Source organism: Haloglomus litoreum (genome assembly GCF_029338515.1).
Taxonomy (GTDB): domain Archaea; phylum Halobacteriota; class Halobacteria; order Halobacteriales; family Haloarculaceae; genus Haloglomus; species Haloglomus litoreum.
Genome location: NZ_CP119988.1, coordinates 2,397,195 through 2,411,545, shown reverse-complemented (window position 1 = coordinate 2,411,545; position 14,351 = coordinate 2,397,195). Strand labels below are relative to the sequence as shown.

The 14,351-nt window shown below is 69.7% G+C and carries 9 protein-coding genes; 2 read left to right on the top strand and 7 right to left on the bottom strand.

The window, feature by feature from the left end; translation table 11 throughout:
* Positions 1-93 precede the first annotated feature (93 nt).
* Both P2T62_RS11945 and P2T62_RS11940 read right to left on the bottom strand, forming a co-directional pair.
* On the bottom strand, positions 94-1,611 hold the full coding sequence (locus P2T62_RS11945) for a class I adenylate-forming enzyme family protein (RefSeq protein WP_276257307.1): 1,518 nt from the start codon (positions 1,609-1,611) through the stop codon (positions 94-96).
* A 61-nt stretch (positions 1,612-1,672) separates the two neighbouring features.
* Positions 1,673-3,178, bottom strand: a complete 1,506-nt coding sequence (locus P2T62_RS11940) for a class I adenylate-forming enzyme family protein (RefSeq protein ID WP_276257306.1) — start codon at positions 3,176-3,178, stop codon at positions 1,673-1,675.
* A gap of 147 nt (positions 3,179-3,325) precedes the next feature.
* Here P2T62_RS11940 and P2T62_RS11935 point away from each other — a divergent pair, with 147 nt between their 5' ends.
* Both P2T62_RS11935 and P2T62_RS11930 read left to right on the top strand, forming a co-directional pair.
* Positions 3,326-4,450, top strand: coding sequence for a sensor histidine kinase (locus P2T62_RS11935; RefSeq protein ID WP_276257305.1), 1,125 nt, complete (start codon positions 3,326-3,328; stop codon positions 4,448-4,450).
* Between the two features lie 54 nt (positions 4,451-4,504).
* Complete coding sequence (locus P2T62_RS11930; RefSeq protein WP_276257304.1) at positions 4,505-5,641, top strand: acyl-CoA dehydrogenase family protein; 1,137 nt, start codon at positions 4,505-4,507, stop codon at positions 5,639-5,641.
* A 90-nt stretch (positions 5,642-5,731) separates the two neighbouring features.
* Here P2T62_RS11930 and P2T62_RS11925 read toward each other — a convergent pair whose 3' ends face one another.
* The 5 genes from P2T62_RS11925 to P2T62_RS11905 form a co-directional block, all read right to left on the bottom strand.
* Positions 5,732-6,985, bottom strand: coding sequence for an outer membrane protein assembly factor BamB family protein (locus P2T62_RS11925; RefSeq protein WP_276257303.1), 1,254 nt, complete (start codon positions 6,983-6,985; stop codon positions 5,732-5,734).
* Between the two features lie 79 nt (positions 6,986-7,064).
* Positions 7,065-9,395: a DUF7537 family lipoprotein gene (locus P2T62_RS11920; protein WP_276257302.1), complete on the bottom strand. Its 2,331-nt coding sequence runs from the start codon at positions 9,393-9,395 to the stop codon at positions 7,065-7,067.
* Positions 9,388-11,172 (bottom strand): hypothetical protein, encoded by a 1,785-nt coding sequence (locus P2T62_RS11915; protein WP_276257301.1) that lies wholly within the window; start codon positions 11,170-11,172, stop codon positions 9,388-9,390. The genes P2T62_RS11920 and P2T62_RS11915 overlap by 8 nt, the downstream gene beginning before the upstream one ends.
* 175 nt (positions 11,173-11,347) lie before the next feature.
* Positions 11,348-12,502 (bottom strand): acyl-CoA dehydrogenase family protein, encoded by a 1,155-nt coding sequence (locus tag P2T62_RS11910; RefSeq protein ID WP_276257300.1) that lies wholly within the window; start codon positions 12,500-12,502, stop codon positions 11,348-11,350.
* Between the two features lie 98 nt (positions 12,503-12,600).
* Complete coding sequence (locus tag P2T62_RS11905) at positions 12,601-14,274, bottom strand: long-chain fatty acid--CoA ligase (RefSeq protein WP_276257299.1); 1,674 nt, start codon at positions 14,272-14,274, stop codon at positions 12,601-12,603.
* Positions 14,275-14,351: the final 77 nt, after the last annotated feature.

Genomic DNA, 14,351 nt, shown 5'->3' with positions numbered 1-14,351 from the left:
CACCCGCGGCGGGTACAAGTAAGCACCCCTGTCGAGAGCAGGCTGGTTCTTGACCCCGGTCACCCGGGCCTGGGACCGGCGTGCGCCCGTGGCTCACTCCAGCCGCTCCCGCAGCGCCACCTTGTCGATCTTCCGGGTGGACGTCCGTGGCATCGCGTCGACGAACTGGATGCGGCGGGGGATCTTGAACCCGGCCAGGTGCTCCCGGCAGTGACGCTCGACGGTATCGTCGTCGAGCGCGTCGTCGTCCCGGACGATGGCCGCCGTCACCTGCTCGCCGAGTCGCTCGTGCGGGGTGCCGAACACCGCTGCCTCCGCGACCCCGTCCAGCAGGTACAGCACGTCCTCCACCTCGCGGGGGTAGACGTTCTCGCCACCCGTGATGAGCATGTCGTCGATACGGTCCTCGATGAACAGGTGGCCGTCCTCGTCCATCCGGGCGATGTCGCCCGAGCGGAGCCAGCGCTTGCCCTCCCGCTGGACGAACGCCGCCTCGTTCTCCTCGGGGAGGTTGTAGTAGCCCGGCGTCACGGTGTCACCGTGCCAGAGCAGTTCGCCGAGCTCCCCGCGCTGGACCGGCTCACCGCTCTCCGGGTCCTCGATACGGACGTCGACCACGTCCGCGATGACGGTGCCGATGCTCCCGGGCTTGCGCACGGCGTCCTCGCCCGGGTGATTCAGCGCGGCCGCGGGCGTCGTCTCGGTCATCCCGTACCCCTCGACGAGTGTGGCATCGTAGCGCTCCTCGAACGTCGATATGCGCTCTTTCGGCATCGGTGACCCGCCGCACCCGACCACCGAGAGCGTCGACGTGTCGTACGACGCCGCGTCCTCGAAGTTCACTAGGTCGACGATGATGGTCGCGATGCAGAAGCTGGTCGTGACGCCGTGCTCCTCGACCGTCGAGAGCGCCGTCGCCGGGTCCCAGTCGGCCAGCAGGTGGTTGGTGGTGCCACTGACGAGGAACGGGGAGACGGTGACGTGGAGCCCCGCGACGTGGAAGCACGGATTGACGGTGAGGCCGACGTCGTTCGCCGACCACTCCATCCGGGTGAGGATGGCCCGGGCGTTGGTCGAGAGGTTCTGGTGGGTGTGCCTGACCCCCTTCGGACGGCCGGTGGTCCCCGAGGTGTACATGATATCGGCCAGTTCGGCCTCCTTCCGCGGGTGGACCTCGTGATGCCCCGCGTGCTGCTCGACGAGCGACGCGTAGTCGCGGCCCCGGTCACCGCCCGCGACGACCAGTTCCTCGACGGAACCGGCGTCCAGGTCCGCGATGGCGTCCTCGAACGGCCCGGCGGTCACGACCACGCGGGCGCCACCGTCCTCCAGCACGTAGCTGATCTCCTCGCCCTCGAACCTGAGGTTGATAGGGAACGGGATGGCGCCGCGCTTCATCGTGCCGAAGTAGGCGGCCACGAACGAGATGCTGTTCGGCAGGTAGAGCGCGACACGGTCGCCCGGGTCGACGCCCAACTCGGCCAGCGCGTTGGCGAACGCGTCCGTCTCTGCGTCCAGTTCCGCGAAGGTGACCGACCGCCCGGGGTCCGTCAGGGCCGTCCGCCCGGGCCGGTCCCTGGCCGCTTGCCGAACGTGATGAGCAAAGTTCACATGCCTCACACGAACGGCGACCCTAAAGGTATGCGGGCCGCCTCCGGACGGAGGCGGCCGCTCACTCCAGCTGGTCGCGCAGCGCCACCTTGTCCATCTTCTGCGTGGAGGTCTTCGGCAACTCGTCGACGACGCGGAACTCCTTGGGGACCTTGTAGTCGGTGAGCGTCCCGCGACAGCCGGCCTCCAGCTGGTCCGCGGTCACGTCGCCGACGACGAACGCGATGATGCGCTCGCCCAGGCGGTCGTCCGGCGCGCCGACGACGGCGACCTCCGCGACGCCCTCGACGCCGTACAGCACCTCCTCGACCTCGCGGGGGTAGACGTTCTCCCCGCCGGTGATGATCATGTCGTCGATGCGGTCCTCGACGAACAGGTGGCCGTCCTCGTCCATCCGCGCCACGTCGCCCGAGCGGAGCCACTCCTTGCCCTCCCGCTGTACGAAGGCCTGCTCGTTCTCCTCGGGCAGGTTGTAGTAGCCCGGCGTGATGGTGTCGCCGTGCCAGAGCATCTCGCCCTTCTCGTTCGTCCCCACGGCCTCCTTCGTCTCGGGGTCCTCGATGCGGACGTCGACCACCTCGCGGGCCGGTGGGCCGATGCTCCCCGCCTTGTAGACGTCCTGGTCGGGGGTGTTGATAGCCGCGAGTGGCGTCGTCTCGGTCATCCCGTACCCCTCCAGGAGCTTGATGTCGAGCAGCTCCTCGGCGGCCTCGATGCGCTCTTTGGGCATCGGCGAGCCACCGACCCCGACCGTCTCCAGCGCCGAGAGGTCGTGGTCGCCGATGCCCTGGTTGAGGATGTCGACCAGCATCGTCGGGATGAAGAAGGCGTACGTCACGTCGCGCTCGGCCATCGTCGACAGCGCGAGGTCGATGTCCCAGGTCGGGAGGAGGTGGTTCTCCGCGCCCGCGACGACGAACGGCGTCGTGGTCACGTTCAGGCCGGAGACGTGGAAGCACGGACAGACCGTCAGCGCGGCCTCGTCGCTGGTCCAGTTCATCGCGCCGATGAGGCCGTCGGCGTTCGCCTGCAGGTTCCCGTGCGTGTGCTTGACGCCCTTCGGCCGGCCGGTGGTTCCCGAGGTGTAGAGCAGCTCGGCCAGTTCGTAGCTCTTGCGCGGGTGGATGTCGTACCCCACGCCGGCGTGCTCGCCGACGAGCGACCTGTAGTCGTGGCCCCGCTCCCCCTCGGCGACGATGAGATGCTCGAGGGCGTCGGTCTCGAACGAGGCCGCGGCGTCCTCGAACTGGCCCACCGTCACCAGCGCCGTCGCGCCGGCGTCGTCGAGGACGTACTCCACCTCCGGCCCCTCGAACCGCATGTTGATGGGGAACGGGATGGCGCCGTGCTTCATCGCGCCGAAGTAGCTCGCCACGAACGCGGTGCTGTTCGGGAGGTAGAGCGCGACCCGGTCCCCCGGCTCGACGCCCAGTTCCGCCAGCGCGTTGGCGAACGCGTCGGTCTCTCCAGCGAGTTCACGATAGGTCAGGTCCCGCTGCGGGTCCGTGATGGCGAGGTCGGTCGGTGCCTCCGCGGCTGCCATGTCCAGGTAGTTCGCGAAGTTCATGGAACCACCACCGGGTCCGGATGGCTTAGTGGTTGTGCCGAGGTAACACTCTACGCAGCGGTGGCCCCCTGTTCCGCGGTCGAACCGCGATAGCGACCTCGGCGGCCCGGGCGGCAAGGTTATCTCCCGAGGCGACACTGAAACGGTATGGGTGTCCGTGGGGGGAAGCAGGTCCGTCCGCCCCGTGCCTGGGGCATCGGCCTCATGGGCGGGTTGCTGACCGCCGGCGGTGTCGTTGCGATACCCTATCACTTCCGCGGCGAGCCGCTGGTCACCCTCCTCTTCTACGGCTTCATGGACATCTTCGTCCCGCTCTCGATCGTCGCGAGCGCCATCTACGTCGCGCGGACCGACCTGGAGTACCGGGAGATCCAGCGCGCGACCTACTGGATGGCCGGCGTGGTGGTCGTCGTCGCCGGGCTCTATCTCTGGTCACGACTCGGAGATGTCCTCGCGGGATCCGGTACCCGCTCGATCTTCGCGGACCTCGCCCTGTTCTGCGGTTTCGGGGCCGCGCTCGGGCTGGTGATCGGAATGAACCGGGCCCGCGCGGCGCAGAACGCCCGACTCCTCGAGCGAACCGCCGCACAGCAGGACGCGCTGACGTTCATCAACCACCTCCTCCGGCACAACGTCCTCAACGGGCTCCAGGTGGTCGACGGCTACGGCGACCTGCTGGACCAGCACGTCGACGAGGACGGAGCCCGGTACCTCCGGACCATCCGCGAGCGCGCCGACCACATGGCCGACCTCGTCGGGACCGTCCGGGTCCTGATGCGGACGCTCGCCGACGGCATCGAGCCGGTGGCGATCGATGTCGGTCGTGTCGTCGAGCGCGAGGTGGCGATCGCGCGGGAGGGTCACCCGGAGGCATCGTTCGAGACGGACCTCGACCGCGACGTGCGCGCGCTGGCCGACCCGATGCTCGGGGCCGTCCTGGAGAACCTCCTCACCAACGCCGTCGTCCACCACGACGGACCGAGCCCCGAGGTGACGGTCACGGTCGAGCGCGTGGGCCGTGAGGTCATCGTCCGCGTCGCCGACGACGGCCCGGGCGTCGCGGGGGAACTCCGCGAACGGTACCTCGTCGAGGGGAGCCGGGGGCCGGATTCGGGCGGCACCGGGCTCGGACTCTACCTGGTCTCGACGCTGGCCGAGGCGTACGGCGGCCGGTTCGCCCTCGGAGCGAACGAGCCCCGCGGGACCGTCGCGGAACTCCGACTACTGGACGCCGAATCGGTCGACGCCGCCCGTGAAGCAACTCTACATTAGTGGACCGTTGATGTGAGGGCAAACCCCTTCCCTCATGCACCCGGGGAGAGGGGTATGGTCGACTTTGGCTTGTCCGAGGAGGAGCGTGCCATCAGGCAGACGGCCCGCGAGTTCGCCGAGAACGAGATCGCCCCCGTGGCCCAGCACCACGAGGAGACTGGCGAGTGGCCCCGTGAGGTCTGGGAACAGGCCGTCGACGCCGGTCTCGTCGGCGGCTCCATTCCGGTCGAGTACGGCGGCGCCGGGCTCTCGCAGCTGGAGATGAGCCTGTTCATGGAGGAGATCTCACGCGTCGATGCGGGGATGCTCGCCGCGATCGGCACGCAGTTCGGCACGCGGATGATCAAGGAGTACGGCACCGAGGAGCAGAAGGAGTGGATCCTCCGGGGCGTCGCGAACGGCGACCTCATCGGCGCCCTCGGCAACACCGAACCGAACCACGGCTCGAACGCGGCCGGCATCGAGACCACGGCGGAGAAGGACGGCGACGAGTACGTCATCGACGGCGTCAAGACGTTCATCACGCACGGTACCATCGCCGACTACGTCCTCACGATGTGCCGCACGGGCGAGGAGGGCCACGGCGGTATCTCGGCCATCATCGTCGAGACCGACCGCGACGGCTTCGAGGTCGAGAGCGAGATCCACAAGCTGGGCTGGAACGCCTCAGAGACCGCACAGCTGCGTTACGACGGTGTTCGCGTCCCGGAGGAGAACCTCGTCGGCTACGAGGACGCCGGTTTCTACCAGCTGATGGAGTTCTTCGAGGAGGAGCGCGTCGGTATCGGTGCCCAGGCGCTCGGCATCGCGCAGGGCTGCCTGGAGGAGACCGTCGACTACGTCAAGCAGCGCGAACAGTTCGACCGCGAGCTCCGCGAGTTCCAGGCGGTCCAGCACAAGGTCGCCGACATGGCGATGAAGGTCGAGTTGGCGCGTCGGCTGGTGTACGATGCGGCACAACGGGTGGACGACGGCGAGAAGCCGACGAAACTCGCGTCGATGGCGAAGCTGTACGCGAGCGAGATCGCCGAGGAGGTCGCCTCCGACGCCATCCAGCTCCACGGCGGCAACGGGTACACCACCGACTACGCCGTCTCCCGGCACTACAAACACACGAAGATCTACCAGATCGGCGAGGGCGCCAGCGAGATCCAGCGCAACATCATCGCGAAGGAGGTGCTGGACCTGTGAAATACCTGGGCAGTCGTCGAAGTCCGTCGACCGAAGTCTGATTACCCCTTCGGACGTAGTTACGGCCGGATTCTACTCGATTCCCGCCGACTACCCTTCCCCGAGCGCGTAGAGCTTCCCGTCGATACCGCCGACGTAGAGCCGTCCGTCCACGACGGCGGGCGAGGAGTAGTCCGAGACCGGCACCTCCAGCCGCCAGCGCTCGGCGCCGTCCTCGGCGCCGAACGCCGCGACGCTGGGTGCGCTACTGGCGACGTAGACGGTCCCGTCGACGACGGCCGGACTGGAGAAGATGCCACGGCCCGTCGTGGCCTGCCACGCCACCGTCGCCTTCATCGTCACGTTCGACGCCCTGATCTCCACGGCGTGGACCGTCGGGTCCGGACTGTACCCCTTGGTGGCCACGTACACCGTGTCCCCGGCGACGGCGGGACTCCCCCACCCGTTCACGCCGTAGCGGTAGGCGCCGCCCAGTTCCTCGCCGTCGGTCGTGACCGCGCCGAGATACTGCCCGAACTCGCCGAGGACGAGGTCACCGGCGACCGTCGGCGTGCCGTTGGGCGGCTGGTTGGCGCCGCTCCCCGCCCGCCACTGCTCGGCACCGCTGGCGGCGTCGAAGGCGATGACCTGCCCGCCGGTGACGTACACCGTCCCGTCGGCGGCCGCGAGTCCGCTCTGGATGCGACCACCGACGGGCCGTGGCGTCTCCCAGACGACGCTCCCGGTGAGCGAGTCGAGGCCATAGACGTACCCCGCGTCGGTGGCGAAGAACACCCGCCCATCCGCCACGACCGGCGAACTGTTCACGTCGCTCCGGGTCTCGTGGCGCCACAGCAGGTCGCCCGAGCCCGCGTCGAACGCGTAGAAGTGGTCGTCCGTGGAGCCGATGTAGACGGTCCCGTCGGCGACCGTCGGCGAACTCCACCGGATGGGGTCGCCGGTGGTCGCGCTCCAGACCTCCTCGCCGGAGGCCGCGTCCACCGCGTACACGCCGCCGTCGGCGTGGCCGACGTACACCGTCCCGTCGACGACCGCCGGGCTGCTCCCCATCGGCTGGGCCGTGCCGGTGTCGAACGCCCACTCCACGCCGACGTTCCCCGTCGGGCCGGTCGTGTTCGGCTTCCACCCGAGGTTCGTCGGACTGTACCCGCGGGACGGCCACCCGTCCAGTTCGGACGGGTCGTCGAACGAGACCCGCTGGAAGATGGCCTCGGTGCCGGTGCCGCCGAGCCCCTCGCCGAACCCGTCGGTACACCCGGCGAGGCCGGTCACGCCCGCGGTGAGTCCCCCCGCGAGCAACGCGCGTCTGGAGTAACGTCGTCGGCCCCCGTCTGGTCGCGTCATCGTCCTGACCCACCCCCCAGGGGACCGTAAACCTGCGGCCGGGGAGCGTCGGCCGTCCCCGGCGGGCCGAGCGGGGTGCTCACGCCCACCACCTCCGGGTCACGAGGCCCAGCAGGAGCGCGGCGAGCGCCCCCACGAGCCCGAACCCGGGGCCGACCGCGCTCGTCGGCCGTCCTCCGTCGCCGGCGTCGGCCGCTGTCGCGTCGCCGGCCGGGGTGGCGGATTCCCGCTGGGCGACCGCTTCGGGCACCGGCGCCAGCGCGTACAGCTGGCCCGTATCCAGCCCGACGTACGCCTTCCGGTCGGTGACGGCGACCCGGGTGATCTCCGCGTACTGGAACTGGTGTTCGTACAGCCGTTCCCCGTCGTCGGCGTCGTATGCCTGCACGGTCCCGGCGTCGTCGAGTGTGTAGACGATGCCGTTCACCTCACGGACCGCCGACAGCTCGTTCGAGCCCAGCGAGTTCGGGTCCCGCCGGACGGTCCACGTTCCCTCGGACTCCGTGCCCTCGAAGCGGGCGTCCGTCCGGTCGACCCCCCACAGTTCGTAGTCGTCACCGAGGTAGACGTTCGCCGCGCCCGCGACGGCCCGCCACCGAACGGCCTCGCGGTTGGTGCCGATGTGCCAGTCGATGTCGCCCGTCCCGGCGTCGAGCTTCTGCATCTCCTGGGCCCCGATTCGCAGGAACACCGTCCCGGCCGAGGCGTTGCTGTCGAGCAGGCTCATCGGTGGCCCGCCGTCGGCGAACTCCCACCGGACGGTTCCGTCCTCGGCGTCGAGCGCAAGGATGGTGGTCCGCGTCGAGGCGTTCGACAGCGACCGCAGGTAGACGCCGTCCGCGTCGGCCAGCGACGCGAACAGGGGGTACGGCGCCTCGGCGTCGCGGTGGAACCACACCTGTCGGCCGGTGGCCGCGTCGAGCGCGTACGTCCCGTTCCCGGCGTCCGTCGAGCCGCCGAGGTAGACGCGGTCCTCGTGGTGGGCGACGCCGGAGACGACACCGTCGAATCGCCACACCTCGTCACCGGACTCGGCGTCCAGCGCGAGCAGGCGCTGTGGGCCCAGCGTCGCGTTCACGACGTACACCCGGCCGTCCCGGACCGCGACCTGCCCGTCGAGCAGGAAGCTGGGGTAGGGCTGGGTCCGGGTCCGCTCGCGGATGCGCTGGAGCTGTCCCCGACGGATGCTCCCGATGTCCCGCGACCACTGCTCCTCACCGGTCGCCGCGTCCACCGCGTAGAGGGTGTAACTGCCCGGCGTCTCGGGGCGCGCCACTTCCGCGCCGACCAGGTAGACGGTCCCGTCGGTCAGCGTCGGCGCGCCCGCGAGTTCGTGGTCGGCCGGGAGTTCGAACCGCCAGTTCGGCGCCATCGTCTCCGTTTCGAACGCGTAGACGGCGGTGAACAGCGAGACGTTCTCCTCGTAGGTGTCCTTGTTCCCGGTGACGACGCCGTACACCTGCCCGTCGTGGACGAACGGCCCCTGCCGGAGCGCGGTGTAGTCACCGCGCGTCGCGTTCCGGACGTCGAAGCCGGCCTGCCGACGCACCACGACCTCCTCGCGGAGTTCGGAGACGGAGAGCGACGGGTAGACCGTCCCGCCGCCGATGGGGTCGCCGAGGTCGGTGGCACCGCCACCGCCGTCAGACAGCGTCACGTTCCCGCCGGTCCGCCGTGCCGCCTCGGCCAGCCAGTCGGGGCGCTCGACCGTCGTCTCGCCGACCGCCGACAGCGTACGCTCGGTGTGGTACGTGAGTGTGCCGCCGTCGGCCGCGAGTTCGAGGTGGTACGTCAGGTCCGAGATGCGGCCCGTACCGTCGTCGACGCGCACCCTGACCGAGACGTTCCGGACGTCGTCGGTCGCCACGTCACCGCGGATCTGACCGGGGTCGTCGACGGTGAACAGGTGGTCGCCGTCGTCGGTCCGGGCGTGGTCGAACGCGAACTGCGCCGAGAGGTTCGTCGGCGCCGTCCCGTTCAGCAACGAGTCCGTCGCCCGCCGCTCGTAGCTGTACGCCTCCACGCCGGGGATGCCCGTCCGGAGGTACGTCATCCCGTCCTCGCTGTAGGAGTCGGTCGAGACGACCGTCTCCGCCTCGCCCGTGATGCGCCGGCGCTGGGTGGCCGCCACCCGGCCGTCGCCCGCCCGGATGGTCTGTCGTTCCTCGACCGTCCGGTCACCGCGGGCCGTCCGCGTCTCGATGTCGAGGGTGAACGACGACACCGTGTCGAGCGACTCGTTGGCCGTCACGGCCGCGAACGAGGCGTCCCCGTCCGAGCCGCCCGGCACCGCGTCGTCGAGGCCGAGGTCGGAGAGCCCGTTACAGCCCGCGAGCGCGACGAGGACGACGAGGGCGACCGTGACGAGCGCACGGCGCGAGGGGGGAGTGAGGAGCCCCACGTCAGGCACCCCCGTTGTCGGGCGCGACGCGACCGTCGTCGGGCCGGCCGAACGTCACGTCGAGCTCGGTCCACGCCGCGTCGACGGCGTCGGTGAGGCCCGCGGTCCCGCCCCCGCCCGAGCCCATCTGCTGGCCCCGGATGATGCCCGTCTCCACCTCGACGAACTGCGCGGCGGCGTCGTGCCCGCCGTCGGGGTAGCGGAACTGCTTGAACGTCAGCATGTGCGAGGCACCCTCCAGCGACCCCGTCTCGACCTCGCCGCTGGCCCGTTGCTGGGCGACGGTCTCGGGGTTCGGCAGGGGGTTGCCGTCCGGGCTGACGCGCATGTAGACGACGCGCGTTCCGGTCTCGGTCCCGCCACGGCTCCCCTGCAGGACATCCGTGTAGAGGTAGTTCTCCAGGGTCAGGCCGGACGTCGCGGGCGGCACCATCCCGCGTTCCCGCATCCCCCTGGCGACGGCCTCGATGGCGGCCTCCTCCGAGATGTCCGCGCGGTACTGCTCCTCGTTCGTGGTGTCCCCGTCGTCACCGGTTGCTCCGGTGGTGTAGCCCCCGCCGTGACAGCGGCGGATCTCGGCCCGCGTCGTCGCCCGTTCGCGCTGGATGCGCCGCAGGGCGTCGGTCGCCGCCGCTGTCTCCTCGGCGAACCCCTGACTCAGCGTGACGCGCTCGTCGAGGTCGCGCTTCGTGCGCTCGATGGGGTTCAGGGCGCTCGAATCGGCACGCTTCTGCTCGACGTCCGGGTTCCGGTCCGGACGATCGCCGTTCGGCCCCTCGTAGGCCCGTTTCAGCGCCACGTTCGGCAGGCCCTGCGTCATCGCGCCCGAGAGACTCCCCTCGCCGCCTCTGACGGCGTCGTCCGCGACCGACGCCGCCTGGGCGGCCCGGGCCGCGCCGCTCCCGCCACCGCCGCCGGAGGAGCGCAGTGTCTCCCCCGCGTCGGTCAGGTCCGCACGGTACTCCGTCTCGCGCACGTCGAGTTCACGCAGTTTGGGCGGGGCGGAGAACCGCGGGTTGCAGTCCCCCACGCCGACCGAGAGGGTCGAGCGGGTCGTCGGCGACCCCGCGACGAACTTCCGTTCGAGGTCGCGGTCGAGTTCGTTCAGGTTCCAGACCCGTGGTTTGTACGCCCGGATTTCGAGGTCGTAGACGCCCGGCGGCAGGTCGAGGCTCGCACGCATCGGGCCCGCCGGGTACGCCCGGACCTGCTGGTCCGCGGGCGACCCGAGGGTGACGTACGGCGTCATGGCGACGGCCACCTCCCGGCGCTGGGGGTCGGTATCTGCCTGGAACGCTTCCTCGCGGGCGGTTCGGAAGACGCGCCGCTGGCCGTCCTGTGGCCGGAGCACCTCGACCGGGCGGAGGATGGTGGACCCGCGTAGCGGAACGATGTTCTCGGGTTCGACCCCCGAGTAGTCGGTGATGACCTGCGGCGCCTCCGGGGGCCCCGTCGGGCGCGCCTCGAACCGTGCCTCCTCGACACCGTCGGGAACCTCGACGACGACGAGGTACGCCCACCCGTTCCGCATGTCGAACTCGATGGTCCCGCCATCGAGCGTAGAGTTCGTGCAGGTGACGCCGAACTCGTTCCCGTAGGCGTCGCCGGTGACCGTGTTCTCCCAGACGCAGGCCCCGTCGACGGCGCCGGTGTCCTCGTCCTGCAGTGCGTCGACACCGGCGCCGTCGCTCGGTGACGGCGTGCCGGTCACCGGTGCTGTCGCGGTCAGGAGCAACAGTGCACAGCCCAGTACCACCAGGTCGTGGAGGACGCCCGCATCACGCACGGGCTTCACCGCAGACCGGGTCGGGACGCCCGGAAACCCCCCCTCGTTCTGTCTGCATTACCATCAGGTGGGAAACGGGGTGTATTAAACCTGCGGCCGAACGGCCGATTCTGCGGCCGCTGGGGGCCGGATAGCCGGGATCACGCAATCGACGGAGGGAGGGCGGGTGCCCCGTTCAGGACTGACTGTAGATCAGGTTCCGCTGGATCTCGTTGGCACCCTCGTAGATGACCGGGATGCGGGCGTCACGGTAGGCCCGGGCAATGCGCCGGTCGTGGAAGATGGACCGGCCGCCGTGCAGCTGCATCCCGCGTTCGGAACAGTCCACGGCGGCCTCCGTGGAGGCCACCTTCGCCATCGACGCCCAGAGGCCGGCCTGCTCGTTCTCGACGACGTGCTCGGCGGCGCGCCAGTTCAGCGAGCGCGCCTGCTCGAAGGTGAGCCGCATATCCGCGAGCGTGTGCTGGACGGCCTGGAACTCGTTGACCTGCCGGCCGAAGGCGTTCCGGCCGTGGACGAAGTCCCAGGCCTCCTCGATGGCTGCCGCGGCGATACCCAGCCCGTGCCCGCCGACGACGACGCGGCCGTGGTTGAAGAAGTCGGCCAGCATGTAGAAGCCGGCACCCTCCGTGCCGATGAGGTTCTCCTCGGGGATGCGGCAGCCGTCGAGGACGATGTGGGCCTGCTTCGAGGCGCGCATCCCCATCTTCTCGGGGGTGTGCTCGGCCTCGTACCCGGGCGTGTCGGTCGGGACGATGAACAGCGAGTAGTTGCCGTACCGGTTGTCGGGGTCATCGCCCGTCTTCGCGTACAGCGTCAGCCAGTCGGCCTCGACGCCGTTGCCGACCCAGTACTTCTCACCGTCCAGCACCCACTCGTCGCCCTCCTTCTCGGCGGTCGTCGTCATCCCTGCCAGGTCGCTCCCCGTCTCGGGTTCGGACACCGCGAGGCCCGTCAGCTGCTCGTTCCGGCCGACGGGTGCGAGGTACTCCTCCTTCTGGGCCTCGGAGCCGTACTCGACCAGCATCTCGCTACCGAAGGAGGCGAGCTGGAGGACCAGCCCGATGCCGGCGTCAGCCCGGTAGAACTCCTCGGCGGCGGCCAGGATCTCGTACAGGTCCCAGCCCCGGCCGCCGTACGCCTCGGGGACGTCGGCGGCCACGAGGCCGGCGTCCATCCCCGCTTCCAGCACCTCCCACGGGTACTCGCCGCTGTCGAAGTGGTCCTCGGCGTTGGGTGCGATGTGTTCCTGCGCGAACTCGCGAGCCTCGGCCTTGGCGTCGCGTGCGTGCTCGGGGACGATGGACGCCGCTAGCAGGTCGAGTTCCATACGACACTACGTTGCAGCCCGAAGGACATGAACCGCACGCCGGCGGCTGCCTGCTCGTTCAAAATAGGAGAACGCGGCGAGACGCTGCTCGCCCGTCGTCAGTCGTCGTCGGGGGCCGCTTCCTCGGGAACCTCGGTCTCGTCGATGAGCGACTGCCCGGCGTACTCCTCGCGGAGGTCCTTCTTCGAGAACTTGCCCGTCGCCGTCTTGGGCACCTCCTCGATGTAGACGATGTCGTCCGGGAGCCACCACTTGGGGTAGTCCTCGCGCAGGAGGTCCATGATCTCCTCGTCGAGCGTGGACTCGTCGGCGTCCGCGCCGGGCACGACGAAGGCGACGGGTCGTTCCTGCCACTTCTCGTGCGGAACGCCGATGACGGTCGCCTCGGCCACGTCGTCGTGGGCCATGATGGCGTTCTCCAGTTCGACGCTGGAGATCCACTCGCCGCCGGACTTGATGACGTCCTTCGCGCGGTCGACGATCTGGAGGTAGCCGTCCGTGTCGACCGTGACGATGTCGCCGGTCTTCAGCCAGCCGTCCTCGAAGTCCTCCTCGTTGGCCTCGGGCCGCTCGAAGTACTCCTTCGTGACCCAGGGACCGCGGACCCACAGTTCACCGAACGCCTCGCCGTCGTGGGGCACCTCCTCGCCGGAGTCGTCGACGACCTTGAACTCGACGCCCGGGACCGTGAGGCCCTGCTTCGAGCGGCGGTCGAGCTGGGTCTCGTAGTCCGCGTCCTCGAGGTCGCTCTTGAGGTGCGAGACGCTGCCCAGCGGGGACATCTCCGTCATGCCCCACGCATGCAGCAGCGTCACGTCGTGGTCGTCGAACCAGCGGATCATCGACTCGGGGGCCGCGGAGCCGCCGACGATGACCGTATCCAGCGTCGAGAGGTCGACGTCGTTGTCCTGCATGTAGTCCTGCAGGCCCATCCAGACCGTCGGGACGCCGGCCGTGATGGTGACGCCCTCGTTCTCGATGAGGTTCGCGATGTCCTCGGGCTCCGGGGACGGCCCCGGGTAGACGTGCTTCGCGCCGCCCGCGGTCGCCGTGAACGGCATCCCCCAGGCGTTGACGTGGAACATCGGCACCACGGGCATGACCACGTCGTCGTCGGCCATCGGGATGCCCTGCGGCGTGAGCGAGGCCATCGAGTGGCTCCAGAGCATCTTGTGCGTGTACTCGACGCCCTTCGGCATCCCCGTCGTGCCGGAGGTGTAGCACATCCCGGCGGGCTGGTCCTCGTCCACGTCCGGCCAGTCGTACTCCGTGGGGTGCCCCTCGATGAAGTCCTCGTAGGCCACCACGTCGACCGGCAGGTCGCCGGCGCCCTCGGGGACGCCCTCGCCCATCGCGACGAGGCGGTCGACGGCGTCGAACTCGTCGTCGGCACCCTGGATGGCGCCCGCGAGCTTCTGGAACAGCGAGTGGTCGACGAAGATCGTCCGGTCCTCGGCGTTCTGGACGATGAACCGGATGTGCTCGTCCGGCAGGAGCGGGTTGATGGTGTGGAGCTGGGCGCCGATGGTCGGCACCGCGAAGTAGGTCTCGAAGTGGCGGTGGTGGTTCCAGCAGAACGTCGCGACCCGGTTGCCCGTCTCGATGCCGGCCTCGGTCAGCGCGTGGGCGAGCTGGGCGGTTCGGTCGCTGTACTCGTCGTACGTGTACCGGTCGATACCCTCGTGGGTGCGCGAGACGATCTCCTGGTCGCCGTACAGCGTCTCGGCGCGCCACAGGAACGGTCGCAGCGTCTGGTCGTGGCCTCCTGGCATACCGATTCGAGGTTCACCCGGCTCCGGCTTGAAGGTTGCCGGTCTACCACGGGGTATTTATGCCCGACCGCGGTCCG

What these genes read in the sequence shown, in the direction of transcription:
- P2T62_RS11925 (WP_276257303.1), bottom strand. Translation starts at nt 6,985, where the DNA reads ATGACGCGACCAGACGGGGGCCGACGACGTTACTCCAGACGCGCGTTG.
- P2T62_RS11905 (WP_276257299.1), bottom strand. Translation starts at nt 14,274, where the DNA reads ATGCCAGGAGGCCACGACCAGACGCTGCGACCGTTCCTGTGGCGCGCC.
- P2T62_RS11930 (WP_276257304.1), top strand. Translation starts at nt 4,505, where the DNA reads ATGGTCGACTTTGGCTTGTCCGAGGAGGAGCGTGCCATCAGGCAGACG.
- P2T62_RS11910 (WP_276257300.1), bottom strand. Translation starts at nt 12,502, where the DNA reads ATGGAACTCGACCTGCTAGCGGCGTCCATCGTCCCCGAGCACGCACGC.
- P2T62_RS11940 (WP_276257306.1), bottom strand. Translation starts at nt 3,178, where the DNA reads ATGAACTTCGCGAACTACCTGGACATGGCAGCCGCGGAGGCACCGACC.
- P2T62_RS11935 (WP_276257305.1), top strand. Translation starts at nt 3,326, where the DNA reads ATGGGTGTCCGTGGGGGGAAGCAGGTCCGTCCGCCCCGTGCCTGGGGC.